Origin of the sequence: Arthrobacter sp. NPDC056691 (genome assembly GCF_042791415.1) — a bacterium.
GTDB lineage: Bacteria > Actinomycetota > Actinomycetes > Actinomycetales > Micrococcaceae > Arthrobacter.
Genome location: NZ_JBHTXX010000016.1, coordinates 20073 through 45433, shown reverse-complemented (window position 1 = coordinate 45433; position 25361 = coordinate 20073). Strand labels below are relative to the sequence as shown.

Annotated in this window: 23 protein-coding genes; 19 read left to right on the top strand and 4 right to left on the bottom strand. The window is 65.7% G+C overall.

What is annotated here, in order from left to right:
- Nucleotide 1: 1 nt before the first annotated feature.
- The 10 genes from ACFRAU_RS14070 (at nucleotide 2) to ACFRAU_RS14025 (ending at nucleotide 10435) form a co-directional block, all read left to right on the top strand.
- Nucleotides 2-775 carry an HpcH/HpaI aldolase/citrate lyase family protein gene (locus ACFRAU_RS14070; RefSeq protein WP_378000356.1) on the top strand — a complete coding sequence of 258 codons (774 nt, stop codon included), beginning with the start codon at nucleotides 2-4 and terminating at the stop codon, nucleotides 773-775.
- A 26-nt stretch (nucleotides 776-801) separates the two neighbouring features.
- The gene (locus ACFRAU_RS14065; protein WP_378000355.1) at nucleotides 802-2013 is read left to right on the top strand and encodes a Gfo/Idh/MocA family protein; all 1212 of its coding nucleotides are present in this window, start codon (nucleotides 802-804) and stop codon (nucleotides 2011-2013) included.
- Between the two features lie 2 nt (nucleotides 2014-2015).
- A complete protein-coding gene (locus tag ACFRAU_RS14060; RefSeq protein ID WP_377991912.1) occupies nucleotides 2016-3041 on the top strand; it encodes a LacI family DNA-binding transcriptional regulator in 1026 nt (341 codons plus the stop codon).
- 76 nt (nucleotides 3042-3117) lie between these two features.
- Nucleotides 3118-4050, top strand: coding sequence for an NAD(P)-dependent oxidoreductase (locus tag ACFRAU_RS14055; RefSeq protein WP_378000354.1), 933 nt, complete (start codon nucleotides 3118-3120; stop codon nucleotides 4048-4050).
- 95 nt (nucleotides 4051-4145) lie between these two features.
- Nucleotides 4146-5159: an inositol 2-dehydrogenase gene (iolG, locus tag ACFRAU_RS14050; protein WP_377991914.1), complete on the top strand. Its 1014-nt coding sequence runs from the start codon at nucleotides 4146-4148 to the stop codon at nucleotides 5157-5159.
- 3 nt (nucleotides 5160-5162) lie between these two features.
- Complete coding sequence (locus ACFRAU_RS14045; protein ID WP_378000353.1) at nucleotides 5163-5948, top strand: SDR family oxidoreductase; 786 nt, start codon at nucleotides 5163-5165, stop codon at nucleotides 5946-5948.
- Nucleotides 5945-6832 carry a sugar phosphate isomerase/epimerase family protein gene (locus tag ACFRAU_RS14040; protein WP_378000352.1) on the top strand — a complete coding sequence of 296 codons (888 nt, stop codon included), beginning with the start codon at nucleotides 5945-5947 and terminating at the stop codon, nucleotides 6830-6832. The genes ACFRAU_RS14045 and ACFRAU_RS14040 overlap by 4 nt, the downstream gene beginning before the upstream one ends.
- Nucleotides 6829-7854: a Gfo/Idh/MocA family protein gene (locus ACFRAU_RS14035; protein WP_378000351.1), complete on the top strand. Its 1026-nt coding sequence runs from the start codon at nucleotides 6829-6831 to the stop codon at nucleotides 7852-7854. Before ACFRAU_RS14040 ends, ACFRAU_RS14035 begins: the two co-directional genes overlap by 4 nt.
- A gap of 2 nt (nucleotides 7855-7856) precedes the next feature.
- Nucleotides 7857-9350, top strand: a complete 1494-nt coding sequence (locus ACFRAU_RS14030) for a CoA-acylating methylmalonate-semialdehyde dehydrogenase (protein WP_378000350.1) — start codon at nucleotides 7857-7859, stop codon at nucleotides 9348-9350.
- Nucleotides 9351-10021: 671 nt separating this feature from the next.
- Nucleotides 10022-10435, top strand: coding sequence for a hypothetical protein (locus ACFRAU_RS14025; RefSeq protein ID WP_378000349.1), 414 nt, complete (start codon nucleotides 10022-10024; stop codon nucleotides 10433-10435).
- Between the two features lie 684 nt (nucleotides 10436-11119).
- Here ACFRAU_RS14025 and ACFRAU_RS14020 read toward each other — a convergent pair.
- Complete coding sequence (locus ACFRAU_RS14020; protein WP_378000348.1) at nucleotides 11120-11815, bottom strand: alpha/beta hydrolase; 696 nt, start codon at nucleotides 11813-11815, stop codon at nucleotides 11120-11122.
- 348 nt (nucleotides 11816-12163) lie between these two features.
- Nucleotides 12164-13114, bottom strand: a complete 951-nt coding sequence (locus ACFRAU_RS14015) for a helix-turn-helix transcriptional regulator (protein WP_378000347.1) — start codon at nucleotides 13112-13114, stop codon at nucleotides 12164-12166.
- Nucleotides 13115-13358: 244 nt separating this feature from the next.
- On the opposite strand from ACFRAU_RS14015, the gene ACFRAU_RS14010 reads away from it, so the two are divergent.
- The 8 genes from ACFRAU_RS14010 (at nucleotide 13359) to ACFRAU_RS13975 (ending at nucleotide 20663) form a co-directional block, all read left to right on the top strand.
- Nucleotides 13359-13655, top strand: coding sequence for a hypothetical protein (locus ACFRAU_RS14010; RefSeq protein WP_378000346.1), 297 nt, complete (start codon nucleotides 13359-13361; stop codon nucleotides 13653-13655).
- Between the two features lie 165 nt (nucleotides 13656-13820).
- Complete coding sequence (locus ACFRAU_RS14005; RefSeq protein WP_378000345.1) at nucleotides 13821-14000, top strand: hypothetical protein; 180 nt, start codon at nucleotides 13821-13823, stop codon at nucleotides 13998-14000.
- Between the two features lie 4 nt (nucleotides 14001-14004).
- The gene (mgrA, locus tag ACFRAU_RS14000; RefSeq protein WP_378000344.1) at nucleotides 14005-15051 is read left to right on the top strand and encodes an L-glyceraldehyde 3-phosphate reductase; all 1047 of its coding nucleotides are present in this window, start codon (nucleotides 14005-14007) and stop codon (nucleotides 15049-15051) included.
- A gap of 147 nt (nucleotides 15052-15198) precedes the next feature.
- Nucleotides 15199-16044 (top strand): aldo/keto reductase, encoded by an 846-nt coding sequence (locus tag ACFRAU_RS13995; RefSeq protein ID WP_378000412.1) that lies wholly within the window; start codon nucleotides 15199-15201, stop codon nucleotides 16042-16044.
- Nucleotides 16045-16957: 913 nt separating this feature from the next.
- The gene (locus ACFRAU_RS13990) at nucleotides 16958-17830 is read left to right on the top strand and encodes an NAD-dependent epimerase/dehydratase family protein (RefSeq protein ID WP_378000343.1); all 873 of its coding nucleotides are present in this window, start codon (nucleotides 16958-16960) and stop codon (nucleotides 17828-17830) included.
- A gap of 8 nt (nucleotides 17831-17838) precedes the next feature.
- Nucleotides 17839-18870 (top strand): aldo/keto reductase, encoded by a 1032-nt coding sequence (locus tag ACFRAU_RS13985; protein ID WP_378000342.1) that lies wholly within the window; start codon nucleotides 17839-17841, stop codon nucleotides 18868-18870.
- Between the two features lie 384 nt (nucleotides 18871-19254).
- On the top strand, nucleotides 19255-20274 hold the full coding sequence (locus tag ACFRAU_RS13980; protein ID WP_378000341.1) for a DUF5996 family protein: 1020 nt from the start codon (nucleotides 19255-19257) through the stop codon (nucleotides 20272-20274).
- A 41-nt stretch (nucleotides 20275-20315) separates the two neighbouring features.
- A complete protein-coding gene (locus ACFRAU_RS13975) occupies nucleotides 20316-20663 on the top strand; it encodes a UBP-type zinc finger domain-containing protein (protein WP_378000340.1) in 348 nt (115 codons plus the stop codon).
- A 45-nt stretch (nucleotides 20664-20708) separates the two neighbouring features.
- Here the strand turns inward: ACFRAU_RS13975 and ACFRAU_RS13970 are convergent, their stop codons facing one another.
- Nucleotides 20709-21932: a low temperature requirement protein A gene (locus ACFRAU_RS13970; protein WP_378000339.1), complete on the bottom strand. Its 1224-nt coding sequence runs from the start codon at nucleotides 21930-21932 to the stop codon at nucleotides 20709-20711.
- A 72-nt stretch (nucleotides 21933-22004) separates the two neighbouring features.
- Nucleotides 22005-22403 (bottom strand): alpha/beta hydrolase, encoded by a 399-nt coding sequence (locus ACFRAU_RS13965; RefSeq protein WP_378000338.1) that lies wholly within the window; start codon nucleotides 22401-22403, stop codon nucleotides 22005-22007.
- A gap of 724 nt (nucleotides 22404-23127) precedes the next feature.
- Here ACFRAU_RS13965 and ACFRAU_RS13960 point away from each other — a divergent pair.
- Nucleotides 23128-25059 carry a glycoside hydrolase family 15 protein gene (locus ACFRAU_RS13960; protein WP_378000337.1) on the top strand — a complete coding sequence of 644 codons (1932 nt, stop codon included), beginning with the start codon at nucleotides 23128-23130 and terminating at the stop codon, nucleotides 25057-25059.
- Nucleotides 25060-25361: the final 302 nt, after the last annotated feature.

Sequence of the window (25361 nt, the reverse complement as noted above, 5' to 3'; positions counted from 1 at the left end):
AATGAATTCAGGACCACTGAACGCAGGTCAACTGCGCCGGCGGCTTGCCGGGGGCGATGTCACGATCGGCACCTTCGTAGGATTGTCATCGGCAACTGCGGCCGAGGTCTGCGCAGCAGCCGGAGCCGACTGGATCCTGATCGACCTTGAACACGGCTCCGGAGGCGAAGAAGCAGTCCGCGACGGCGTCATTGCCGCCGGCAGCTACGGCGTCCCCACCATCGTCCGGGTCGAGTCCGGAGACCGCATCCGCATCGGCCGGGTCCTTGACCAGGGAGCCGCAGGGATCATGGTTCCCCGGTTGAACAGCGTTGACCAGGCCGCCGAATCGGTCCGGCACATGCTGTATCCGCCCCATGGAGACCGGGGTGTGGCCACCTACAACCGATCCTGCCGCTGGGGCATGGACCGCCGGACGCTCACCGAACCGGACCAGGAAACCCTGGGAGTCATCCAGATCGAAACCCTGGAGGCGCTGGAGTCCGTCGAGGACATCGCCGCCCAGGACGGCGTCGACGTCCTCTTCGTCGGGCCCCTGGATCTTTCCTACGCCCTCGGCGTCCCGCTCCAGCTGGACAGCAACGTCTTCCAGGAGGCCCTGCAGCGCGTTGTAGCCGCGGCCCAGCTGCACAACAAGGCCGCCGGGATACTCGCCGTGGACGGCATGGGAGCTGCCAAGTACGTCCGCCAGGGCTTCCGGTTCGTGGCCATCGGCTCGGACTCCACCATCATGGCCGCGGCCTTCCGCGACGCCTTTGATACCGCCCGAAATTGACTAGAAAACAAGGGAAAGACAAGAACGTGAACGCAGAATCTCGCACCATCGGCGTCGGTCTCATCAGCGTCGGATGGATGGGAAAGCTCCACTCCAGGGCTTACCAGACCGTCCCATATGCCTACCCGGACCTTGGACTAAGGACAAAACTCGTCATTGCCGCCGACACGGCACCCGACCGCGTCGAGTATGCCCGCGATGTCCTGGGCTTCGCGGAGGGCACCACCGACTACCACGATGTCCTGAACCACCCTGACGTGGACGTCGTCTCCATCTGCGCCCCGAATTTCCTGCACGCGGAGATCGGCATCGCTGCCGCCAAAGCCGGAAAGCATTTCTGGATCGAAAAGCCTGTTGGACGCGGCTACCAGGAAACCGCCGCCGTGCAGGAAGCCGCCGTGGAGGCCGGCGTCGTCACGTCCATCGGCTACAACTACCGCCACGCCCCGGCCGTGGAGCACGCGCGGAAGCTGATTGCCGAGGGCCGCCTTGGCAGGATCACCAACGTCCGCGCCGTGTTTTTCTCCGGGTACGCCTCCGAGCCCAACGGCGCCCTTTCATGGCGCTTCGACCGAAAACTCGCCGGGACCGGCGTCCTGGCGGACCTGTTCAGCCATGCAACGGACCTGTGCCAGTATGTAGTCGGACCCATCGCTGAGGTGACCGCGCTGACCAGCACCGTCTACACGCAGCGGCCCAAGCTGGCGATGGGATCCGGCACGCACTTCGCAGTGATTGAAAACGGTGAAATGGGGGAGGTCGAGAATGAAGACTACGCTGCAGCGCTGGTCCGCTTCGGCCCGTCCGCGGTCGGCGCAGGCGCCGTCGGCACCATCGAATCGTCCCGCGTTGCCGTGGGCCCCGAGTGCGGTTACCAGATTGAGGTCTACGGCACTGAAGGCTCCCTCAAGTGGGACTTTGAGCGCATGAACGAGCTCAAAGTCTGCCTGGGGCGCACCAACGAGGAGCAGGGCTACACCACGGTGAACGCCAGCCCGCGCCACGGCGACTACGCGTACTTCCAGCCCGGACCCGGCAACAGCATGGGTTTTGACGACCTCAAGGTGATCGAGGCGAAGAAGTTCCTTGTCGCTGTCGCGGGCGGAGCCCGGGAAAACTCCAACATCCACGATGCCGCCTCCGCGGCCGCGATCGTCAGTGCCGCCGAAACATCCTCGTCGTCCGGCCAGTGGCAGAAGATCGAGGAAATCCACGGCACCACGGCAGCACGGGTGTAGCGATGACCACTGCATCCGCCCGTCGGCCCACAATCAAGGACGTCGCCGAACGCGCCGGCGTCTCCAAGTCCTTGGTTTCCCTCGTCCTGCGCGATTCACCGCGCGTCAGCGACGAACGCCGTAAGCGGGTGCTCGAAGTTGTCGAGGAGATGGGTTATGAGCTGAACCTCGCAGCCCGGTCCCTGGCTACCCGGGACAACGGAACCATCGGCGTCCTGGTCAGCGACATGCACAACCCGTGGGCGTTCGACGTGGCCGACGCCGCCCGGACCGTGCTCGAAGAAGCCGGACACACCGTCCTCTTCAGTGCGGTCACGGCCGCCGGCAGGGGAGTGGACCAGTCCATCCTCCAGGCCTTCAGGGATTTGCGCGTAGCCGGTCTGCTGGTCGTGGGGACGGTACCCGACAAGGCGCCGTTCAACCGGGCGGTTTCGGGCGGCGCGGTCGTCTTTGCCGGCGGCGGACCGGACTACATCGACACCGCCGATGTCGTCCGCAGCGACGATACCCTCGGCATGAGCATGGTCGTTGAACACCTGATCGCCCAGGGACACGAGAACATTGCCCATCTGGGCGGGCTGGGCGGCTCGGTGGGCCGGGCGCGCGTGGACGGATATTCCGCCGCCATGGAAGAACACGGACTGGCGCGCCACATCCACATTGTCGAAGCCGACTTCTTCCAGGAATCCGGCTACGTCGCCGCCCAACGGGCGCTGGGCGGTTCGCGGTCCAGGCACCAGCGGCCCACGGCGCTGGCGTGCATCAACGACCTCGCCGCCTTCGGCGCCATGACTGCTGCCGATGAACGCGGCGTCGAAGTGGCCATCACCGGGTACGACAACATCGCGTTGGGTGCCATGCCCCGTCTGGGACTGACCACCGTCGACCCGGACAGTTCCGGCATCGGCGTCGCCGGGGCCAAAACGCTCCTGGAACGAATCCAGGACCGTGACTTTGATGGCGGCTTCGTCCATCAGCCGATCGTCCCTGAACTGGTCATCCGCAAGTCCAGCCTGCTCGGCCTTTAACCTCCCACCCAAACCGTCACTCCGCGGGCTTCCTTAGCCCTTCCGGGAGTGCACCCCCACATCATCAAGGATGACGATGGCTTCTATAACCACACCCCAAGTACTCGTAGCCCTAGGCGGCGTCGAGGCCGGACTGGTGGAACCGGAACTTGCTCCGCACCAGCAAATCATCCACAACCCCACCGAGGCGGACCTTGCCCGGGCCGACGCCGCCATTGTCCGGGCGGCCTACCGTGTGGACCGTGAACTCCTTGACCGCATGCCCGCGCTGAAGGTCATCGCCAGAACCGGCGTCGGTACCGACCTCGTGGACGTCGCGGAGGCGAACCGCCGCGGCATTCCCGTGGTCATCACGCCCGGGAGCAACACGGCCTCCGTCGCCGAAGGCGTGTTTTCCCACCTGCTGGCACTGGTCAAGAAGCTGTCGGCTTTGACGTCGCTCGTGCGGGACGGTCGCTGGGAGGAACGCTCCGGGGTGGCCGTCGGGGACCTGGAGGGCTTCACCCTGGGCATCATCGGCTACGGGCGCATCGGGCGCCGCGTGGCCCGGATCGCGGAGGCCTTTGACCTCAAGGTCCTGGCCTTCGATCCGTTCGCAGACGTCCCCGCCGGGATCCGCTGCGAAACCGTCGGGGAACTGCTGGGCCGCAGCGACTTCGTCACCCTGCATGTGCCGTTGACGCCGGAAAACCACAACCTCATCAACGCTGAACGCCTCGCGCTGATGCCCCCGGGGGCCATTCTCATTAATTGCAGCAGGGGCGGACTCGTGGACCTGGACGCCGCCCACCAAGCCCTTCTCTCCGGGCAGCTGGGCGGCCTCGGTTTGGACGTCTACGATCCTGAGCCGCCATCGCACCACGCCGTCTTTGACCACGGAAACGTCGTCCTGACGCCCCACCTGATGGGGTTCACCCGGCAGGGCATGGCCCACACGGTCCGCGACGCCGCCAAAGGCGCCGTCGACGTACTCGCCGGCCGCTCCCCGGCGGCAGTGGCCGCCCCGTGACGAACAGCCCCACCCAACCCTCACCACACTCAATCAAGCCCAACTAACCGCGGGCGGCTCATCCGCCGGTGGGAAACAGGAAAGGACCCATCCCCATGTCCAGTGAACGACCGCTCAAGGTTGCACTCTTCGGATCCGGCCGCATCGGCCAGGTTCACGCCAGGAACATCGCCGATCACCCTGACCTGGAACTGGCCTGGATCGCTGACCCGTTTATCAAGGGCGCGCAGGCCCTGGCCGCCACCACCGGGGCGCTGGCCGTCGAAACCGCCGATGAGGTCTTCGCCAACTCTGACCTGGACGCCATCATCATCGGTTCCCCAACGAGCACGCACGTGGACCTGATCTCCCGGGCAGCGGCCGCCGGCGTCGCGGCCCTCTGCGAAAAGCCCATCGACCTGGACATCGACCGGGTCCGCGAATGCCGGGACCAGATCCGCGGAACCACCAGCCCGCTGATGCTCGGCTTCAACCGCCGCTTCGACCCGAACTTCGCCTCGCTCCGCTCACGGGTTGATGCCGGCGAAATCGGGCGACTGGAGCAGCTGACCATCATCAGCCGGGACCCGGCCCCCGCGCCCAAGGCTTACATCGAAACGTCCGGCGGGATCTTCCGCGACCAAAGCATCCACGACCTGGACATGGCCCGGTTCTTCGTCCCCGACATCGTCGAAGTCTCGGCCACCGGTTCGAACCTGTTCTGCGACTACATCGAAGAGGCCGGCGACTTCGACTCCGTGGTCATCAACCTGCGCGGCCGCGGCGGCGAGCAGATCACGATCATCAATTCCCGCCACAGCGCCTACGGCCACGACCAGCGGCTGGAAGCCTTCGGCAGCGAGGGCCTGCTGACCGCCGGCAACATGGCCCCCACCACCGTGCGAAAGTACAGCGCCGCCGGTACCGAAGAGTCCGACGCCTACCTGCCGTTCTTTCTGGAACGCTACGGCCAGGCCTACCGCAATGAACTGGACAGCTTCGTCACAGCCATCCGGGGCGGGACCAGCTGCAGCCCCGGCTTCGACGACGGCGTGATGGCCCTCGTCCTGGCCAACGCCGCCGAGGAATCCGCCAGGTCCGGCCGCGTCGTCACCATCGGAAAGGAGTAGGAAATGAACAGCCCGCTCCTGGCAGACAAGGTGGTCCTGGTCAGCGGAGGCACCCAGGGCCTGGGCGCCGGCATTGCCCGCCGGGCGGCGGCCGAAGGCGCCGCCGGAGTGGCCATCACCGGCCGCAACGCCGACTCCGGCGAGAGGCTCGCCGCCGAGCTGGAGAACTCCGGTGTGAAGGCCCGCTTCATCAAAACCGACCTCGCCGATGTGGACCAGGCCAGGAACTCCGTACTGGAAACCATCTCCGTGTTCGGGCGGCTCGACTGCGCCGTGAACGCCGCCGGCCTCACCACGCGGGGAACCATGCTGGACACCACACCGGAACTCTTCGATGCGCACATCACCGTCAACCTGAAGTCGCCGTTCTTCATCATGGCCGAAACCATCAGACACCTCCGGGAGCGCGGAGCTCCCGGCAGCATCCTGAACATCATTTCCATCGCCGAGCTCGGCGGCCAGCCCTACCTCGCGCCCTACGTCGCGGCGAAGGCCGGGCTGGCCGGGGCCACCCGGAACGCCGCCCACGCACACCGCTGGGACAAGATCAGGATCAACGGCCTGGACATCGGCTGGACGGCCACGGACGGAGAAGAAGAGACCCAGCGGAAGTTTCACGGCGCAGGCGACGACTGGCTGGAAAAAGCCAATGCCTCCGTACCCATGGGCAAGCTCGGACAAGTGGACGAGATCGCCGAATTTGCAGTTTTTCTCCTCTCCAGCAGGAGCGGAGTGGTCACCGGCTCGGTCATTGACTGGGATCAGAACGTACTTGGAGGATCAGATTGAGCATCATCACCAGCCGCCTTGCCGCCGCCCCCATTTCCTGGGGCGTGTGCGAAGTCCCCGGATGGGGGCACCAGCTTGAAGCGGACCGCGTCCTGTCCGAGATGACAGCCCTGGGCATCACCGCCACCGAATTCGGCCCGGCAGGCTTCCTGCCCGAGGAAGCGACCGCACGGGCTGAGGTGCTGCAGCGGCACAACCTGCAGGCCATCGGCGGATTCTTCCCGATCATCCTGCACGATGCCTCCAAAGACCCGCTCAAAGCGGTTTCGGCGGAACTGAACGCCTACCAGGCAGCAGGGGCCAGCATCATGGTGCTCGCCGCGGAAACCGGCGTCGCCGGGTACGACCAGCGCCACGAGCTCGACGCCGATGGCTGGCACCTGTTCGGCCGGAACCTGGACACCATCGTCAAGGCAGCCGCCGATCACGGCATTCAGGCAGTGGTGCACCCGCACGTGGGCACCATGATCGAGACGACGTCGGACGTCAACCGCGTCCTGAACGACACCGCCGCGAACCTCTGCCTGGACACCGGCCACCTTCTCATCGGCGGCACGGACCCCGGCCAGCTCGCCCGGGACTACGCCGCACGCGTCGGCCACACGCACCTCAAAGACGTGCGCAAGGCCGTCGCCGAGCGGGTCCAGAAGGGTGAAATTTCCTACACCGACGGCGTCAAGACCGGGATGTACGTCCCGCTCGGCCAAGGGGACGCCGGAATCGCCGACATCGTCCTGCACCTGATAGAGGCTGGTTACGGCGGTTGGTTCACGATGGAACAGGACACCATCCTGGACGCCGCACCGGCAGGGGACGGCCCCGTCCAGGACGTGCGGCAGTCGGTGGCGTTCCTCCGGGACCTGGAAGCCGGGCTCGCCCAATGAGTGCGGTGCGCTGGGGCGTTCTCACCACTGCCCGCATCGCCCAGGACCGGTTCCTGCCGGCCATGCAGAAGGCCCGTAACGCCACCGCCTCGGCGATCAGCAGCCCCAACGGGCGAGCCGCCGAGGTCGCTGCCCGCTTCGGCATCCCGGCCGTCTATTCATCGCATGAGGAACTGCTGGCGGATCCGGCCATCGAGGCCGTCTACCTGCCATTTCCCAACGGCCTGCACGCCGAATGGATCATCGCGGCGGCCGAGGCCGGCAAAGACATTCTGTGCGAGAAGCCGCTGGTGGGCAGCCTCGAAGACTATGCCCGCGTCGTCGAGGCCTGCGGGCGGAACGGGGTGAGCCTGATGGAAGCGTTCATGTACCGGTTCCACCCGCAACACCAAAAAGTCCGGGAGTTCATCGACGCCGGCCGTATCGGACAGATTGTCTCGATGCATGCGCGCTTCCACTTTGTGATGGACCGCAGCCCGGGCGAGGTCCGGCTGCAGACGGGACTGGAGGGAGGCGCGGTCAATGATGTGGGATGCTACGCCGTCGACATCATGAACATGGTGATGGGACGCACCCCCGCCAGCGTGTACGCCAAGGGGACCAGCCCGGCGGACCCGGTGGAGACCAGCGTCGCCGGGATCCTGGATTACGACGGCGTCATCGGAACCCTGGACTGCGGCTTCGAAGGACCCCGCGTGAACACGTTCCAGATCATCGGCACCAAGGGGCAGATCACTCTGGACAACGCCTTTGACCCGATTCCGGGGGAGGCGGCCCGCGTGACCGTTTCGCTCCGGGACGGCAGCTCCGAGGTCTTCGATGTCATCGAGGACCCGTTCAAGGTCGAAATTGAACGGTTCAGCGTCTGGGCCCGCAGCGCCGGGCAAGAGGTTGTCCATCAGGAACTGACCGAGCAAAACCTGGCCGTCCGCCTCGCCCTTCATGAATCCCTCGCCGCAGGACTCCCACGGAACGTCGAACCGGTCCACGCTGTGGAACACCACTTACTACAGGAGCAGTAACCATGACTTTCATCAACCATTTCATCAGCGGATCCGAGGCCGCAGGGTCCGGAACCGACACCAAGCCTGTCTACAACCCGGCCACCGGCGCCGTCACCGCAGAGCTGCGGCTGGCCAACCGGGCGGACCTTGAGGCGACCGTCGCGGCCGCCAAGGCCGCTGCCCTTACATGGGGCGATATTTCCCTGGCCAAGCGCACCGCAGTGCTGTTCAAATTCCGCGAACTGGTCGCCGCCCACGTCGACGAACTCGCGCAACTGATCACTGCCGAGCACGGCAAGGTCCTCTCCGACGCGAAGGGCGAGATCGGCCGCGGGCTGGAGGTCATCGAGTTCGCGTGCGGCATCCCGCAGCTGCTCAAAGGGGAATACTCGGACCAGGTCTCCACCGGGATCGACGTGTTCTCCTTCCGGGAGCCGATCGGTGTGGTTGCCGGCATCACCCCGTTCAACTTCCCCGTGATGGTGCCGCTGTGGATGGCCCCGATGGCGATCGCCACAGGCAACGCCTTCATCCTCAAGCCCTCCCACCGGGTCCCGTCCGCGGCAATGCTGCTGGCCGACCTCTTCAAGCAGGCGGGACTGCCCGACGGCGTGTTCCAGGTCCTGCACGGCGACCGTGAAGTGGTCTCCGGCCTCCTCACCCACCCGGACGTGGACGGCATCTCCTTCGTCGGCTCCACCCCGGTGGCCAGGCACATCAACGAGGTGGCAACGGCGCACGGCAAGCGGGTCCAGGCTTTGGGCGGGGCGAAGAACCACGCCATCGTGCTGCCCGACGCCGACCTGGACAACGCCGCCGACCACCTCGCCGCCGCCGCGTTCGGTTCGGCAGGCCAGCGCTGCATGGCCATCTCAGTCGCGGTCGCCGTCGGAGACGCCGCCGACCTGCTCGTGAAGAAGGTCGAGGAGCGCGCCGTGGCCGTCAAGGTCAAGAATGGCACGGAACCGGACGCCGATATGGGCCCGGTCATCAGTGCGGACTCCAAGAACTTCATCGTCAAGACCATCAGCGAAGCAGAAGCCGCGGGAGCTGCGATGGTAGTGGACGGCCGCGACCTGGTGGTCCCGGGCCACGAGGAAGGTTTCTGGGTTGGTCCCACCGTTATCGACCACGTCAAGACCGAGATGAGCGCCTACACCGAGGAGATTTTCGGCCCGGTTCTCGTAGTGGTCCGGGTCGAGGACCTCGACGCCGGGATCGCCCTCATCAACTCCAACCCCTATGGCAACGGCACGGCCATCTTCACTTCCTCCGGCGCCGCAGCCCGAAAGTTCCAGCGGTCCGTGGACGTCGGAATGATCGGCATCAACGTGCCCCTGCCGGTACCGGTCGCCTACCACTCCTTCGGCGGCTGGAAGGCTTCCCTGTTCGGTGATAAGCACATCTACGGTCCCGAAGGCGTGTCCTTCTACACCCGCGGCAAGGTCATAACCTCCCGCTGGCCCGAAGCAAGCCACGCCTCCGGCGCTTCGTACAACTTCCCCTCCAACTGAGGCCCCGCCGGACTTCGGCAAGCTCAACCACCCTGGGTTGAGCTTGCCGAAGTCCGGCAAAATAACCCATCGGGCCCTATGGTTCAGTCGACGGAGCCCAGCGAGGGATACTCGCACGAGACTGTGGTCCTAGGACAGGAGTCCTGATGGCCATTGGTGGCCCAGTCCTCGGTGCACTGAGAAGTCATCATCGCGGCAAACATCGCTGCCTTTGGTTCATTCCTCGCGCTGTCCGGGCGCATCACGAATCTCGTCGCGGTGCACCGCGCCTTGGCCAAAATCGATGCTCTTCCCGTCCGTCAGCGGCCGGGGACAGGGCAGGGATGAACCCGTTCCGCATCTGACTTCACGTACCAACCAGTGACGCTTAGCCCTATGCCGCGCCACGCAAAAGCTCAAGTCAGCAGCAGTGGCAGGTTAGGGCATGCCCCAGCAAGACACCAGATTCCGCGTCTCTGTGACTGCGCGATTGGAAATCAGCCTCTAGTTACTGGCGCCCGCCACCAAGCGCCACTGATACTGCCGTCCGGACGCTGCCGGGCCCTTCGGCAGGTTCCCGCTGCAGCCCTCACAGTCGGTTCACAGTGGCCGGAAAGAGGGAGCACAGGGCGGGGTTCAAGTATTGGGTCATAGCCTTCGAACAGTCGGAGCGAAACCCCAGGAGCACAGACATGAACCAGGTCAAGAAGATCGCTGCAGGCGCCACCCTGATCGGAGCCCTGTTAGGTGGCGGGGCTCTGGCCGTTACGGCCCTGCCTGCCAACGCGGCCACGAACACGACCACGACAGCGTCCACTTCGGAGTCGGGAACTGACACCAACCGGACGGCACGCGATGAGACCAAGGGCGGGCACGTGGGGGCCAACGGCGTAACCGAGACCCTCCTGACCGGGGATACCGCGGCGAAAGTCAAGGCAGGGGCCCTGGCCGCCAACCCGGGAGCCACCATCGAACGCGTGGAAAACGACGCTGAGGGAGCCACCTATGAAGCCCACATCGTTAAGGCCGACGGCACTAGCGCCACGGTGAAGCTCGACGCCTCCTTCACGGTGACCGCCACCGAAACCAGCGGCCCTGGACACTGACCCCTACGCTGACGTCCACGTCGTTGACGGGGGCCCGGGTCGCCGCTGGCACCCGGGCCCCGGGTCGAAACCAGAGGTCCCGGCGCGGAGTGTCAGCAATCAGGCAAGCTGCGGAGGTCCTGGTGCGGCTAGTCCGAAGGACGTCGCCGGATCCTGCAACAAAACGGCCTGGCTAGGGCGCATGCAAGTCCTCTGGGCAGACCGAAGGCATGTGCGGACGGGGGCGAAAGTCCCCGCATCAAGAGTGAGACGCAGGAGCGCCACCGGCCCGGCACTGCGGGCGGGCGCGTGGCCGGGCTCGGCGCGCTGGCCCGGAGGGCGTTCGCTCGTCACCGTTGGCCTCCAAACCCATCGACCATCGTCAGTTTTTTCGAGGGCCTTTCCAGATGAACGTCAGGAGTTCAGGCTCGATGACGTCAGGTTGGGGTGTACTCCAACCTGACGAACGTCCAGACTGGTGCTACGACTGTCCCACCTCCACGGTTTTTCGATGGATCGGACCTGGCACCGCCGGCCCATCACCCGCCCGATCAACCGTCCCAGGCTCGCCCTTAGGGTCTCGCAGGACTGGAGCCACCACCCGCCCTGAAGAATGGCCGAGCGGAGGCGAGAACGGGCTTTGCGTTGTAGCGGAAACAGACCCAAAAGCATCAGCTGGATGAGGAAAGCGCGGCCCGGAAGGTGCTAGCCGCGGCCCGCGGCCGCCTCCTTGATCAGTGAAGCCACGGCCTGCGGCTGTGAGACGTACACGGAGTGGCTGGCTGGGACCTCGGTGACCGAGGAACCGGCGCGTTCGGACATCGCGTGCTGCGCGGGTGGGGGGATCATCCGATCATCGGTGGCGATCAGGTACCAGCTGGGCTTCTCCCGCCAGGCGGGCTTGGTGACCGCGCCCTGGAGGGCTTCGACGCCCCAGGGGACCTGCGAGTCGGCCATGAATGCCGCCTGCCCGGGGGGCACGTCCGCGGCGAAGGAATCGGCGAACCTTTCACGGTCTAGGAAGAGGAAGCCGTCCCGGGGCGGAAGGATCGGGGGGACCGGGGCGCCCGGCGGCGGGTCGGCGATGAGCGTGTTCACGGATTCGCCCCTGTCGGGTGCGAATGCGGCGATGTAGACGAGGGAAGCGATTTTTGGGTCGGTGCCTGCTTCGGTAACAACCACGCCTCCATAGGAGTGGCCAACGAGCACGACGGGGCCATCGCAGTCGGCGATCACCCGCTTGGTCACCGCGACGTCGTCGTCGAGGGACACTGTGGGGTTCTGCACGATCCGGACGTTGTAGCCGTCTGCGGTCAGCAGGTCGTACACACCCTGCCAGCCGGATCCGTCGACGAATCCGCCATGCACGAGCACGACATTCGTCACTGAGTCTTCTGACATCGGGATTCCTCCTGGTCTCGAGATGGGATTACAACCGGATGCTAGACCCGGGGACCGCTGCGCGGCCAGAGCCAAATGCTTACTACCTGCCAGAAGGCGGGGGAAACAACCGGTTCAGCCGTTACCCACGTGTCAAATGCCGTTCCTCACGTCATCAAGGGGTTTCCGAGTAATCGCCCTTTTCCAGATCAGGGCTGATTGTCGCACTGACCAACGCCGGTGCTTGGCCGTCTGGCGGAAACGGTCCCCGTTCATGCTCGCGGCGTGTCAATGGAGTTCGTGAAGCGTCTCGACGATCAGGACGCTCCTGACCGGCGGGAACACCGAACAGTGCGGATTCCACCTCGACTACTGGCACCGAAGCGGCCTGACAGAGGATGACGGCTGGCCTGCCGCTATTTCAGGGGGTCTTGGTGTCGGATGCTTTTTTTGGAGCGTGCGTGCCGCTTCCGGGGCGGGGGCCTGTCCTGCGCCGTAGCTGCCCAGCAGTGTGAGGGAATCCGCCGAGGGGGAGCCCGGTTTGGCTGTGTACATCCGCAGCACCTGGTCGGTGTCATCGGGCAGGGACAGGTTTTCGACGTTCAGTTCCAGGTCTCCGACGACTGGGTGATGGAATCGCACGCTGCCTGCGGATGCGGCAGCTACTCGGTGTCCGGCCCACCAGTGACGGAAGTGTTCGCTGTGTACTGCGAGTTCGCCAACGAGCTGGTTGGCCTGGACGTCGTTGGGGTGCCGTCCGATATCGGCGCGCAGGGTTCCGACAGCTTCGGAGGCGACGGTTTTCCAGTCCCGGAAGAGTTCCCGCGCCTGCGGGTCGAGGTGGATCCAGCGGGTGAGGTTGCGTTCGGCCGCGGGCATGGCGGGGAAGTCGGCGAGCAGGAGGAGGGCCAGGCGGTTTCCGGCCAGGACATCGGTGCGGCGGCCCAGGATCAGGGCAGGCACGTTTCCGACGGCGCCCAGGAGCTGGTGGAGCGCGGGGCGCACGGTCTGGGACGGATCGGGGGAGCGCCGCGTGCTGGCGCAGTTTTCCAGGAGGGCGAGCATGTGCGCATGTTCCCCGGGGTCCAGGTTCAGGGCCCGGCCCACTGAATCGAGCACCGCACGGGAGGGGTGGATGTTGCGGCCCTGTTCCAGCCGGGTGTAGTAGTCGGTGCTGACATCGGCCAGCCTAGCGATCTCTTCACGCCGCAGCCCGGGGACCCGCCGCGTTGTGGGGCTGGGCGGCAGCCCGGCCATCTCCGGGGTCATGCGTGACCGCATGGCCTTCAAAAACTTACCGAACTCTGCACTTTGACCCATGTCTACCATTCTCCATGCCCGCGCTTCCTCGTTCCATGGCCGAAGGTAGGACTGGAAGTCCTAGGAAAAGCAGGCCATGGCGTACGTGCTGACACGGGGCATGGAGGCGAATAGCGTTTAGTGCGTAGCCGGCCATGTAACCCGGCGCCCCGCCGGGCCTATCGGCCGTGCGGGTTTCCCACGAGAACAATCACGCCCCTGTGTGGCTGACAGACTCATGCACGTGAGATGACAAGAAGACACCATGGACTTTTCCCTTGCGATGGCGGCCTTCGCCATCAACGCCATAAACCACGAGGCCCTCAGCGCCCTTCCGGACGCGCCTGTTGTGGCGCCGCCACCATCACGGCGGCCACTCCGGAGCGCCGCGTCCACACGCCGACGGCTCGCTCCGCTGCAGGGCTGGCTTGCAAGTTCCCTGCACCGGGCCGCCTGGGCACTTGAGCCTGACGCGCACGCTGTAGCAAGTCGGGAATATTCGGGCGTGTCCGCCATCTGCACGGATGACCGGCAATGTGACACCAGGGCCGGCACCCGGTGACGGAGGAGGCCCCAACCACCGCGAACGCCGTTCAGGGGCAGGCTCAGAGGCCGATGGTCGGGGGGGATCGAAATCCTCGGCTCCTCGCTGTTGGTCCAGCTCCTGGTGGGCCGTTGCGTAGGCCTCGTCAGCCGGGGTCAGGTTATTGCCAGGGGCTGGGTGGACATGATGGCAGCAGACGGGAATACCGCCTGGCTCCGGCTCGACGGCGGACGTGGGCGCCGGATCGTGCAGGGCGGGGACGGGATCGGCCTCACCGTCATGGACGAAGAAATCCGGGCCGCCCGCATCCACACCGCGGGTACCCAAAGCCCCGGAACCGGGACAACAACCGAAGGACACTGAACACATGAGCTATACCCCAGCGCAGGACCGCTACGATTCCCTGCCGTACCGCAGGGTCGGCCGCAGCGGACTGAAGCTTCCGGCCGTTTCGCTCGGCCTCTGGCACAACTTTGGCGATGACAAGGCTTTCGAAACGCAACGCGCCATCCTCCGGCGGGCGTTCGACCTGGGCGTCACGCACTTTGACCTTGCCAACAATTACGGGCCGCCGGACGGGTCCGCGGAAACGAATTTCGGCCGGCACCTGGCGGACGACTTCAAACCGCACCGGGACGAACTCGTCATCTCCACGAAAGCCGGCTACCGCATGTGGCCCGGGCCCTACGGTGAGTGGGGATCCCGGAAGTACCTGCTGGCCAGCCTGGACCAGTCACTGGAGCGCATGGGCCTGGACTACGTGGACATCTTTTACAGCCACCGCCCGGACCCGGACACACCTCTGGAGGAGACCATGGGCGCGCTGGATACGGCGGTCCGCTCCGGCAGGGCACTGTACGCCGGGATCTCCTCCTACTCGCCCGAAAAAACCCTCGAGGCCGCCGCCATCCTCGCCGATCTGGGCACGCCCCTGCTGATCCACCAGCCGTCGTACTCGATGCTCAACCGGTGGACCGAGCACGGGGACCCCAACCTGTTCCAGGTCCTCGAACAGGTCGGTGCAGGTGCCATCGCCTTCTCACCCCTGGCCCAGGGACTGCTGACCGCCCGCTACCTGAACGGTGTCCCGGAAGACTCCCGGGCAGCGGCGGGCAAGTCCCTGGCGAACAGCCACCTCTCCCGGGAAAACCTGGCACGAATCCGCGGCCTGAACGAGATCGCCGCCGGCCGCGGGCAGACCCTGGCCCAGATGGCCGTCGCCTGGACACTGCGCCCGCAGAACAAGGGGATACGCGTAACGTCAGCATTGATCGGCGCCAGCAGCGTCCGCCAACTCGAAGATAACCTCAGGGCAGTCTCCGGCCCGGAGTTCACCACCGATGAGCTCGACAAAATCGATGAATTCGCGGTCGAATCCGACATCAACCTCTGGGCCGGAGCGCTCCAAGCCTAGACGCACGCGCGCGCCCAGAGCATGAAGCCACCACCACCGCGCGTCAATAACCCCGACGCATCAACGGGGGACGCTGTGCAATTCCGGTCGCCCTGAATTCCCTCGCGCCCGGTTACCTCCGACACCTCTCCGAAGAAAGAACAGATGATGTCCCAGACACAGGCAACAACGATCCCCACGGTCACCCTGAACAACGGCGTGAAGATCCCGCAGCTTGGCTTCGGCGTCTTCCAGGTCCCTGAAGAGGACACCCAGCGCATTGTTGAAGACGCCTTGGAAACCGGCTACCGCCACATCGACACAGCGGCCGCCTACCGGAACGAAACCGGCGTGGGCGCCGCGATCGCTGCTTCAGGGATCGCCCGAGAGGAAATCTTCATCACGACCAAGCTCCGCAACGGCGAGCAGGGGCTGGTCTACGAAGCCTTCCAAAACAGCCGTAACGCATTGGGCCTGGACTACGTCGACTTGTACCTGATCCACTGGCCGGTACCGTCCCAAGGGCTCTTCACCAAGGCCTGGAACGCCATGGAAAACCTGTACGCCGACGGACTGGCACATGCCATCGGAGTGTCCAACTTCCTCGAACCGCACCTGGACTCCCTCCGCGCGGCGTCAGGCATCACCCCGGCCGTCAACCAGATCGAAATCCACCCCACCTTCCAACAGCGCGACCTCGTCGACACGAGCCGCTCCCGGGGCATCGCCGTCGAGGCATACAGCCCCCTGGGCCAAGGCGCGGACCTGGACGCCGGCCCCGTGAAGCACCTTGCCGCCAAGCACGGAGTCACGCCCGCCCAGATCGTCCTCGCCTGGCACCTTCACACCGGAAACATTGCCATCCCAAAAACCTCATCGCCCAAGCGCATGCGGGAAAACTTCGACGCCGCAGCGATCACCCTGACCGCGGCCGAACTGATCTCCATCAACGCACTTGAACAGGGCAACCGGATCGGCGCGGACCCCGCTACAGCCGCGTTCACCCAGTTCTAACCCATCTGGGGTGGGGTGCAGGAGAAGAGGACCCCGCGACGCGGCCTGCCGCAGCACCGCGGGTCCTCGTGGCCTGACCGGCCTCGGCGGGGGCGATCAGCGTCCGGCCATACGTTTGCTGCTCTGCCTCATACCCTCAGCAGGGCCCTCTCACCCATTTTTTGCGCAGCATGTTGCCCAAATGGGTAGGCGGCCGCTGAGCTACCGCGGTCCTGGCCCCCTCGGCTGGACTTGAAGATGGCGGGGTTGCTTCGGGAGCGCGTGAGGGCTGTACCAGGAACACCCAAGGCGGCCGGGGGAGTCCTGGTCTGTCGAACGGAGCACGTGCCGGTTGTCCGCTCACTCCACCGGCGGCTTCTTGCCCGCAATGAGTTGCTTGCCACCGTCCGGCCGCCGGTGGCCTTCCACGGAGCACTGTCCAGGTCGTGGCGCTTGACAGTACTCGTCGGGCATCCAGTCCTCCGTCCGGTGACTCGGTGAAATGGGCGAGAATGTCCGCTCGGTGAGGCTCGTGCCGCCACCGGCAGTTGCCACGAACTCAGTGGGGTGTCGTGGCTCCTCCTGCCCTCGGGTGTCCCAACTTCAGGGAAGGTAGGACTCAGCGTCCTAGGAAAAGCAGGGTAAGGAAAGCCTGCTGACAATGCCCCACGAGGTACGTAGCGTCAATGGAGTAATGAAAGCCGTGGGTGCAAACGTATGCCGCTGCCGCGAGAAAGGGCTGCCCAGACGGTCTGTGAAGAGTGCGGCTTGCCGGTTCATTGGAAGTTCCAGGACATGATGAGGAACCCGCGTTTGGCATCGGGCCGCGTGAACAACTTAGTCGCCATGCCGGCTGTGCCGAGACCCGATGGGAGAAAGCCGCCGAGGCCTCGGCCGCGGCACGTCGAATTTATGGATAAGCAAAGGAGTACCCATGAGAATTGCAGTGACAGGTGGAAGCGGAAAGCTGGGACGGAATGTGGTCCGCAGGCTGGTGGCGGACGGGCATGCTGTCCTCAACCTGGACCGGACAGGCAGCCGGAGCCCACAGTTCGCCACCGTGGATCTGCGTAATTACGGGCAGGTCGTGGACGTCATCCTGGGCCTGGACGACCGGCACCAGGGGTTCGACGCGGTGGTGCATTTGGGGGCCATTCCAGCTCCCGGGCTGGTACCGGACGCCGCCACGTTCGAGAACAACATGCTGTCCACGTACAACGTGTTCCAGGCGGCCCGGAGGGCCGGCATCAAGAAGATTGTGTACGCCTCCAGTGAGACCGTGCTGGGACTGCCGTTCGACGTCGACCCTCCCTACATCCCGGTGGACGAGGAATATCCGGCCCGCCCGGAGAGCACCTACTCGCTGGTGAAACACCTCGAGGAGCAGATGGCCATCCAGATGACGCGTTGGGACCCGGAACTGAGCATCACCGGACTCCGCTTCTCCAACGTCATGGATCCTGAGGACTACGAGGAGTTCCCGTCGTTCGACTCGGCCGCGGCCCTGCGCAAGTGGAACCTCTGGGGCTACATCGACGCGCGCGACGGCGCCCAGGCGGTGGCCCGCGCGCTCGACTACAGCACGCCGGGGTTCGAAGCCTTCATTATCGCCAACGAGGACACCGTCATGAGCCGCTCCAGTGCCAGCCTGGCCGCCGAAGTGTTTCCCGACGTCAAGATGCTCAAGGACCTGGGGGAGCACGAGACCCTGCTGTCCATCGACAAAGCCAGGCGGCTGCTGGGCTTCGAACCCGAACACAGCTGGCGCGACTACCACTCCAACAAGACGACACCCACCGAGAACTGAGGAGCATCATGCAGTACCGCACACTGGGCAACAGCGGCGCCGTGGTATCGAACTACGCGCTGGGAACCATGACGTTCGGGGCCGAGGCCACCGAGGAAACGTCCCACGCCATCCTGGATAATTATGTTGCCGCCGGCGGCAACTTCATCGACACCGCCGATGTTTACAGCGCCGGCCTATCGGAGGAAATCATCGGACGCTGGCTGGCGCGGCGGCCCGAAGTCAAGGACCGCGTGGTACTGGCCACGAAGGGACGCTTCCCCATGGGCGAAGCCCCGAACAGCGTCGGTACGTCCCGCCGCCACCTGACCCGGGCCCTGGATGACTCCCTCCGCCGCCTCGGGGTGGAGCAGATTGACCTCTACCAAATGCACGCGTGGGACCCCATCACACCCCTTGAGGAGACGCTGCGCTTCCTGCACGACTCGGTCAGCAATGGCAAGATCGCCTATTACGGTTTCTCGAACTTCCTGGGGTGGCAACTGACCAAGGCTGTCCACCTGGCCAAGGCCCACGGCTGGAGCGCCCCCGTAACCCTGCAGCCGCAGTACAGCCTGCTGGTCCGCGAGATCGAGTCGGAGATCGTCCCGGCCTCCCTTGATGCGAACATCGGCCTGCTTCCGTGGTCGCCCCTGGGCGGCGGCTGGCTATCCGGCAAGTACAAGCGCGACGAGCCGCCCGCCGGTGCTACCCGGCTCGGCGATAATCCCAACCGAGGCATGGAAGCGTGGAAGGCCCGCAACGACGACCCACGCACCTGGGACATCATCGGAACAGTGGAAAAAACAGCCGCCGACCATGGAGTGAGCGCCTCGCAAGTAGCCCTGGCCTGGCTGGCGGCCCGGCCCGCGGTGACGTCTGTGATCCTCGGCGCCAGGAACATCGAGCAACTGGCAGACAACCTAGCCGCCGCGGACCTCGAACTGACCCCCGAGGAATCAGAGCGGCTGACCCAGGCCAGCCAACCACGCGTCGGCGTATATCCCTACGGCCCCATGGCACAGGAACAACGCAGCCGGAAGATCGAAGGCGGCAGGTAACCCAAACCCACAGGAGAGGGGGCACCGGCCCTGAGGCCGGTGCCGCCTCGCCGAAACCCCGCTACCAGGCAGATTTCGCCAGCAACCCGCGCGCGGGTGCCCGACGTTCAGGATTTCCGCGGCTGGCTGGCTGCTTCGGCCTGGAAGCCTCCAGCTTGAGGAGTTTGCCGAGGCTGTTTTGGTGGTCGTCGGCCTCGACCAACTCCGGTTGTACGTGGGCTGAGATGGGTTCCTTTATGGTGGCCTGGACCACCGATACGGGGGACCCTGACCTTGTTGGGTCACTCCTCGACCGGGCATCGGACGCGCGGTAGCCTGAGAGGGGACAGACCGGCGATGCTGTGCAGGCTTGTCGTTCGGCAGGTGCTGTGCTGTGCTGTGGGCATGATCCGGAAGCGAGGGTCCGTGATGGACGTCCCTGCAGGGACTGGCTCGCGAGGCGGGTGGCCGGAACTCAGGGTTCAGGACTGGTCCGGGACCCGGGACACTCTGCATCTGTGGACCCAGATCGTTGGCAAGATCCGCATGGCTCATGCGCCGATGCTCAATCATTGGTGGCATGTGACGCTGTACGTCAGCCCGCGCGGGCTGACGACGTCCACTATCCCCTACAGCAATGGTGCTTTCGACATGGAGTTCGACTTCCACGAGCACGTCCTGCGGATCCGGACCAGCAACGGCAGCGGTGCCAGCATCAGACTGGGCCCGAAACCGGTTGCTGAATTCCATGCCGAGACCCTCGATGCCCTGGACCGGCTCGGGATTGCCACCGTTATCCGGGCGGTGCCTAACGAGGTCGATCCGGCCATACCGTTCGCCGAGGATTACCTGCACGCCTCCTACGACGAAGAAGCGGTGCGGCTGTACTCGGCCCAACTGATCCAGGCGGACCGCTTGATCAATGTGTTCAGGTCCTTCTTCCGGGGCAAGGTGAGCCCGGTGCAGTTCTTCTGGGGAGGAATGGATCTGGCCTGCGCCAGGTTCTCCGGCCGCCCGGCGCCCAGACATCCGGGAGGGATCCCGAACTGTGCCGACTGGGTCATGGCCGAGGGCTACTCCCACGAGGTCAGCAGCTGCGGTTTTTGGCCCGGGGGCGGAGACGAAGGCGCGTTCTATTCCTACGCCTACCCCGAGCCCGAGGGGTTTGCCGGGTCCACGGTCGAACCCTCGGACGCAGCCTACGGCCCTAACCTGGGGCTCTATCTGCTGCCCTATGAGGCGGTCCGCCGCGCGGCTGACCCCGACCGCCATGTGCTGCGGTTCCTGCAGTCCACCTACATTGCAGCGGCAGAGGGCGGGCGGTGGGACCGTGAAGCGCTCGAGACCGATCCTGACAGGCTGCGGCATCCGCCGGACCAGGATCGTGGGGACCTTTTCCTCCCCGGGCCGGTCCGGCCGGCGTAGAGTTGGCGGTGTTCCGCGCGGTTCCGAGGCAGGAGACGGCCATGGCCGAGACCCCAGGCATTGATGTTTCGGTGCCACCCAGCGGTCCGGGCTGTGTTGAATGCGACGCCGGCGGCGGGTGGTGGCTGCACCTGCGTCGCTGCGCCCAGTGCGGCCACATCGGCTGCTGTGATAATTCCCCCGCCCGGCACGCCACCGCCCACGCCACCATCACCGGGCACCCGGTCATCCGCAGCTTCGAACCGGGCGAGGACTGGTTCTGGGACTACCGCAGCTCCACCTATCTCCGCGGTCCGGAACTGGCGCCTCCTGCACATCACCCGGAGGACCAATCCGTTCCCGGACCGGCCTCCCGGGTGCCACAGGACTGGGAACAACAGCTGCACTGACACCCGACCTGGCCTCCCGGCATCCGAGCTGAGGGCGGCGGGGCCTCAGCGCATCAGAGCCTGCTCCGCGTGCCGGTAGCCCACCATCTCGTATTCGACGATGATGAGCGCGGGGGAAGCGGCGACGAGGAGCAGCGCGGCGCCCACGCTCGCCCCCTGGCCCACCACGACTACGGCAAAGGCAAGGACGAGCCCGGCGGCGCTGAAAACCCAGATTTGGAATCGATCGGCAATGCGGAGCAGGAACGAGTAAATCATCAGGAGGGTCAGCTCGAAGAGAAACACCGGGATGGCAACCGTGAGCACCGTCGCCGTGGCACCGATGTGGCTCTCGCCGGAGATGTGCACGGCTGCGGCGTGGAGGCCGGCGCCGGTACCGACGACGGATGCGAAGACGATGATGTGTCCGTAGCTCCAACCGAACGTGCGGCGGCGGTGGCGTGCCAGCACCCTCCCTGCCGGGACTGTGAAGTACAGCCACCACATCGCGAAGGCCAGGGCAGTGCCGCCGGAGGCGACGAGCACGACTTCCGCCGACCAGCCCGAGCGGTCGACGACGGCCGAGATGGCCAGGACCGTGCCGAGAATAACCTCGCCGAGGGTGATGATCACGAGCAGTGAGTACCGTTCGGCGATGTGGTGGGGATGCCAGGGGGTGCCTCCCTCATTGCGTTCGGCGAGGATTGGGCCCGCCAGCTCGACCCCGGTGAGGGCGGCGATGATCCATGCCGTTGCCCCGATCGGGAGCGAGGCGAGGATGAGTAGCACCCATCCGATCTGCGCCACCGAGATGGTGACTGCGTAGCCCAGGCAGGCCCGCCGGTGCTGGGGATCGTGCCGTGCCGCGCGGAGCCAGAGGGCGACCGCGGCGACTCGCATGATCACATACCCGCTCACCATGATGCCGTTGTCGACATGACGGCCTTCGTCGATGGAGCGGAAGAAGGGCGGCATGCCCAGGGCGATCACGAGCACCCCGATCATCTCGATGAGTGTGGCGATGCGGAAAAAGACGTCGTCGTTGTCGTACGCGGAGGCCAGCCACGCGTAGTTCACCCACGGCCAGCTGATCGCGAAAACTCCAAGGACGAACCCGGTGACCGCTGCAGGCCAGTGCCCGAGCTCCAGGAGCAGCGTCGTCTGCGTTGAGACCGCGCTGAAGCCCACGACAAACGTCAGGTCGAAGAGCAGCTCGAGCGGGGTTGAGGCGCGGTGTTGCTCGGCCGGATCACGCCCCGACATGCGTGCGAGCCGATGGGGAGGGCTCATGCACGAAGGCTACTCCGAGATGGACCAGCCGGGGAGGTGGGGAATACGGCAGCAGGCCGCCGGCGGGTGACGTTAGCCGCGCGCCGTGGCCGCCTCCTTGATCAGCGCGGCCACGGCCTGGGGCTGTGAGACGTACACGGCGTGGCTCGCGGCGACCTCGGTGACCGTTGCGCCGGCCCGTTGGGACATGGCCCGCTGCGCGGGCAGAGGGATCATCCGGTGATCCGTTGCGACGAGGTACCAGCTGGGCAGGTCCCGCCAGGCGGGTTTGGTGACTGTCCCTTGCAGGGCGTCGACGCCCCATGGGACCTGCGCATCGGCCATGAATGCTGCCTGTTGCGGTGGCACGTCGGCAGCAAAGGAATCAGCGAACTTTTCCCGGTCCAGGAAGAGGAAACCGTCACGGGGCGGCAGGATCGGCGGGACCGGGGCGCCAGGGGGCGGATCGTCGATGAGGCTGTTCACGCGCATGCCAGACCCGGGAGCCTGCACGCCGCCAGTGCCAAAAAGCTTTACCCGCCGCCGCTGTCGTGGTCCGGCGATGTGCCCGGCACCACGGCACCGCTAGTGCAGGCCTTCCTTTCGTGATCTCGGTGTCGGAGGTCTTTCTACCGACCCTGGCCGGGTGCGTCGGGTGGCGTCAGCCGAAGGTGCAGTCGACGGTGACTTTCCTGAGGGCGGTCTCGAGAACCCAGTTTCTGATCGTCGAGACGCTCCACGAACAGCCTCGACACTCCACGGACATGGACCGGGACCGCTTCCTCCAGCCGCGCGACACCGGCGCCGGTCAACGCGACAACCACGCCGCGCCCGTCGCTGGCGACCTTCGCCCGACGCATCAGGCCCTCATCAACCAGCCCACGACGCGGCGCGTCGATCCCGAGCGCGAAATGAGGACGCGGTCACAGCGAGGTCAGTCATTTGGAGCTCGCCGCCCGCTGCGGTCAGCTGCGCCAGGACATCGAAGTCTGCCAGGCGCAGCCCGAAAGATTCCCTGAGGTCGATGTCGAGCTGGCGCATGAGGGTCGCGTGGGCACGCCATAACGCGCCCCATGCCGTCACCCCATGCTGGCCCGGAAGCGACTCTTCCGAAGGGAGCGAGGCTGCTCCCCTGTATTCCACGCCTGGCGGATCCGGTTCAGGGTTGCTGCGGGCACGGAGTCAGGACTCGCTGCCACCGGGGGAGCATACTGGTGTGGTGAGGATCGATGCCGGGTCCGGGGCTCAGAGGCGGCGGGTGGGGGCAGGAGTGAGTCCGTACCCGCCGATAGCTGACTATGCGTTCCTGTCCGATTGTGAAGCAAACTGCCTGATCGCACCGAGCGGTCAGGTGGAGTGGATGTGCGTGCCGCGTCATGACTCGCCGAGCGTGTTCTCCGCCATGCTTGACCGCGCCGCGGGGGCCTTCAAGGTGGCGCCCTACGGCGTGCGGGTGCCCACTGCGCGCCGATATCTGCCCGGCAGCCTGATCCTTGAGACCACGTGGCAGACAAGGACGGGTTGGCTCATCGTGAGGGATGCCCTCGTGATGGGCCCGTGGCACCACACCGAAGAGAGGGCCGGGCGATACCGGCGCCCGCCGACGAACTTTGAGGCTGAGCATTGCCTGCTGCGCACCGTCCGGTGCGTCAACGGTGCCGTGGAACTGGCTGTGATGTCCGAGCCGGTTTTCGGCTACGGCCGGCGCAGGGCCCGGTGGGAGTTCGCCGGTCCCGGTTACGGGGAAGCCCTGACCGTCAGCCGGGAGGACGGAGATCCTGTGCTCCGGCTGACCACCGACCGCCGGCTGGGTATCGAGGACTCCACCGCAGTGATCCGCAGCCGGATGACCGAAGGCGAACAGGTGTTTATCGCGCTCTCCTGGGGGTCGCTGCCCCCACCGAGGACATGGGAGGAGGCTACGCAGCGGCAGTGGCAGACTACCGAGTTCTGGAGGCAGTGGATCACCGGCGGCGAGTTCCCGGACCACCCGTGGCGGGAGGAGCTGCAGCGCAGCGCTTTGACGTTGAAGGGCCTCACCTACGCGCCGACCGGCGCCCTGGTCGCCGCGCCCACCACATCACTCCCCGAGACGCCCGGGGGAGAGCGGAACTGGGACTACCGGTACACCTGGGTTCGCGATTCCACGTTCGCACTGTGGGCGCTCTACACCCTCGGCCTGGACCGCGAGGCCGACGACTTCTTCGCTTTTATCCGCGACGTCGCCGCAGAGGACGATCTGCAGATCATGTACGGCATCGACGGCGAGCGGGACCTTCCCGAGACCATACTCGAGGAGCTCAACGGCTACGACGGCGCCCGGCCCGTGCGGACCGGCAACGCCGCCGTCCACCAAAGGCAACTCGACGTCTGGGGTGCCATGCTGGACTCGGTGTACATTCACGCCAAGTCCAGGGACCAGCTTCCCGAGCCGCTCTGGCCAGTCCTGCTCCGGCAGGTGGAGCAGGCCGCCGTCCACTGGCGGGACCCGGACCACGGCATCTGGGAGGTCCGTGGCGAACCAAAGCACTTCACCTCCTCAAAGCTCATGTGCTGGGTCGCCCTCGACCGTGGCGCCCGCCTTGCCCGGCTGCACGGCCAGCCTGATTACGCGCGGAAGTGGGACACCGTCGCGGAGGAGATCCACGAGGACATTTGCCGCAACGGTGTTGACGACCGAGGTGTGTTCGTCCAGTCCTACGGCACGATGAACCTTGATGCCTCCCTGCTCCTTATTCCCCTGGTGCGGTTCCTGCCGGCCAACGACCCGCGCGTGCGCGCCACAGTCCTTGCCATCGCCGATGAGCTCACCCGGGACGGGCTGGTCCTGCGCTACCGCCCCGAGCAGACCGATGACGGGCTCACTGGTGACGAGGGGACGTTCACGACGTGCTCGTTCTGGCTCGTCTCAGCCCTGGTGGAGATCGGAGAAGTGGTACGCGCCAAGGCGCTGTGCGAACATCTGCTGTCCCTGGCCAGCCCCTTGGGACTTTACGCCGAGGAGCTGGATCCTGTGAACGGCCGCCACCTCGGCAACTTCCCCCAGGCGTTCACCCACCTGGCCCTCATTAACGCGCTCGTGCACCTTATCCGCGCCGAAGAAAAGAACCGCGAGGCGCAGTTCGCCCCGGCACACCGCCACACCTGACTGTGGGGGCGGAGATTCAGGACCGAATCTGGGCGTTGCGTGAAGAGCTGATGCCGGCGCGTGGAGTTGAACCTCCGCTGGAGTTCGTGGGGCTGGTGAGCATGGCCGGGGCTGCGGGCACGGGCGTTGGCGTACCACGAGATGATCTATGACGCGGTTCCCCAGGAACCGGAAGAAATGGAGCGACCGGCAACCAGCCAGCGGCACGAGGAGAGCTAAAGCCCCGAGCTGGTACATCAGGTACCGGAGCGGGTTGTGCCCATTGCAGGCAGGTGGATGAGTATGTCCACGCGATTCGGGAC

What these genes read in the sequence shown, in the direction of transcription:
- ACFRAU_RS13970 (WP_378000339.1), bottom strand. Translation starts at nt 21,932, where the DNA reads ATGAGCCCTCCCCATCGGCTCGCACGCATGTCGGGGCGTGATCCGGCC.
- ACFRAU_RS14015 (WP_378000347.1), bottom strand. Translation starts at nt 13,114, where the DNA reads ATGGGTCAAAGTGCAGAGTTCGGTAAGTTTTTGAAGGCCATGCGGTCA.
- ACFRAU_RS14005 (WP_378000345.1), top strand. Translation starts at nt 13,821, where the DNA reads ATGATGGCAGCAGACGGGAATACCGCCTGGCTCCGGCTCGACGGCGGA.
- ACFRAU_RS13980 (WP_378000341.1), top strand. Translation starts at nt 19,255, where the DNA reads ATGATCCGGAAGCGAGGGTCCGTGATGGACGTCCCTGCAGGGACTGGC.
- ACFRAU_RS14060 (WP_377991912.1), top strand. Translation starts at nt 2,016, where the DNA reads ATGACCACTGCATCCGCCCGTCGGCCCACAATCAAGGACGTCGCCGAA.
- ACFRAU_RS14030 (WP_378000350.1), top strand. Translation starts at nt 7,857, where the DNA reads ATGACTTTCATCAACCATTTCATCAGCGGATCCGAGGCCGCAGGGTCC.
- ACFRAU_RS14025 (WP_378000349.1), top strand. Translation starts at nt 10,022, where the DNA reads ATGAACCAGGTCAAGAAGATCGCTGCAGGCGCCACCCTGATCGGAGCC.
- ACFRAU_RS14070 (WP_378000356.1), top strand. Translation starts at nt 2, where the DNA reads ATGAATTCAGGACCACTGAACGCAGGTCAACTGCGCCGGCGGCTTGCC.
- ACFRAU_RS14010 (WP_378000346.1), top strand. Translation starts at nt 13,359, where the DNA reads ATGGACTTTTCCCTTGCGATGGCGGCCTTCGCCATCAACGCCATAAAC.
- ACFRAU_RS13975 (WP_378000340.1), top strand. Translation starts at nt 20,316, where the DNA reads ATGGCCGAGACCCCAGGCATTGATGTTTCGGTGCCACCCAGCGGTCCG.
- ACFRAU_RS14055 (WP_378000354.1), top strand. Translation starts at nt 3,118, where the DNA reads ATGGCTTCTATAACCACACCCCAAGTACTCGTAGCCCTAGGCGGCGTC.
- ACFRAU_RS14045 (WP_378000353.1), top strand. Translation starts at nt 5,163, where the DNA reads ATGAACAGCCCGCTCCTGGCAGACAAGGTGGTCCTGGTCAGCGGAGGC.
- ACFRAU_RS14035 (WP_378000351.1), top strand. Translation starts at nt 6,829, where the DNA reads ATGAGTGCGGTGCGCTGGGGCGTTCTCACCACTGCCCGCATCGCCCAG.
- ACFRAU_RS13985 (WP_378000342.1), top strand. Translation starts at nt 17,839, where the DNA reads ATGCAGTACCGCACACTGGGCAACAGCGGCGCCGTGGTATCGAACTAC.
- ACFRAU_RS13990 (WP_378000343.1), top strand. Translation starts at nt 16,958, where the DNA reads ATGAGAATTGCAGTGACAGGTGGAAGCGGAAAGCTGGGACGGAATGTG.
- ACFRAU_RS14020 (WP_378000348.1), bottom strand. Translation starts at nt 11,815, where the DNA reads ATGTCAGAAGACTCAGTGACGAATGTCGTGCTCGTGCATGGCGGATTC.
- iolG (WP_377991914.1), top strand. Translation starts at nt 4,146, where the DNA reads ATGTCCAGTGAACGACCGCTCAAGGTTGCACTCTTCGGATCCGGCCGC.
- ACFRAU_RS13965 (WP_378000338.1), bottom strand. Translation starts at nt 22,403, where the DNA reads ATGCGCGTGAACAGCCTCATCGACGATCCGCCCCCTGGCGCCCCGGTC.
- mgrA (WP_378000344.1), top strand. Translation starts at nt 14,005, where the DNA reads ATGAGCTATACCCCAGCGCAGGACCGCTACGATTCCCTGCCGTACCGC.
- ACFRAU_RS13995 (WP_378000412.1), top strand. Translation starts at nt 15,199, where the DNA reads ATGTCCCAGACACAGGCAACAACGATCCCCACGGTCACCCTGAACAAC.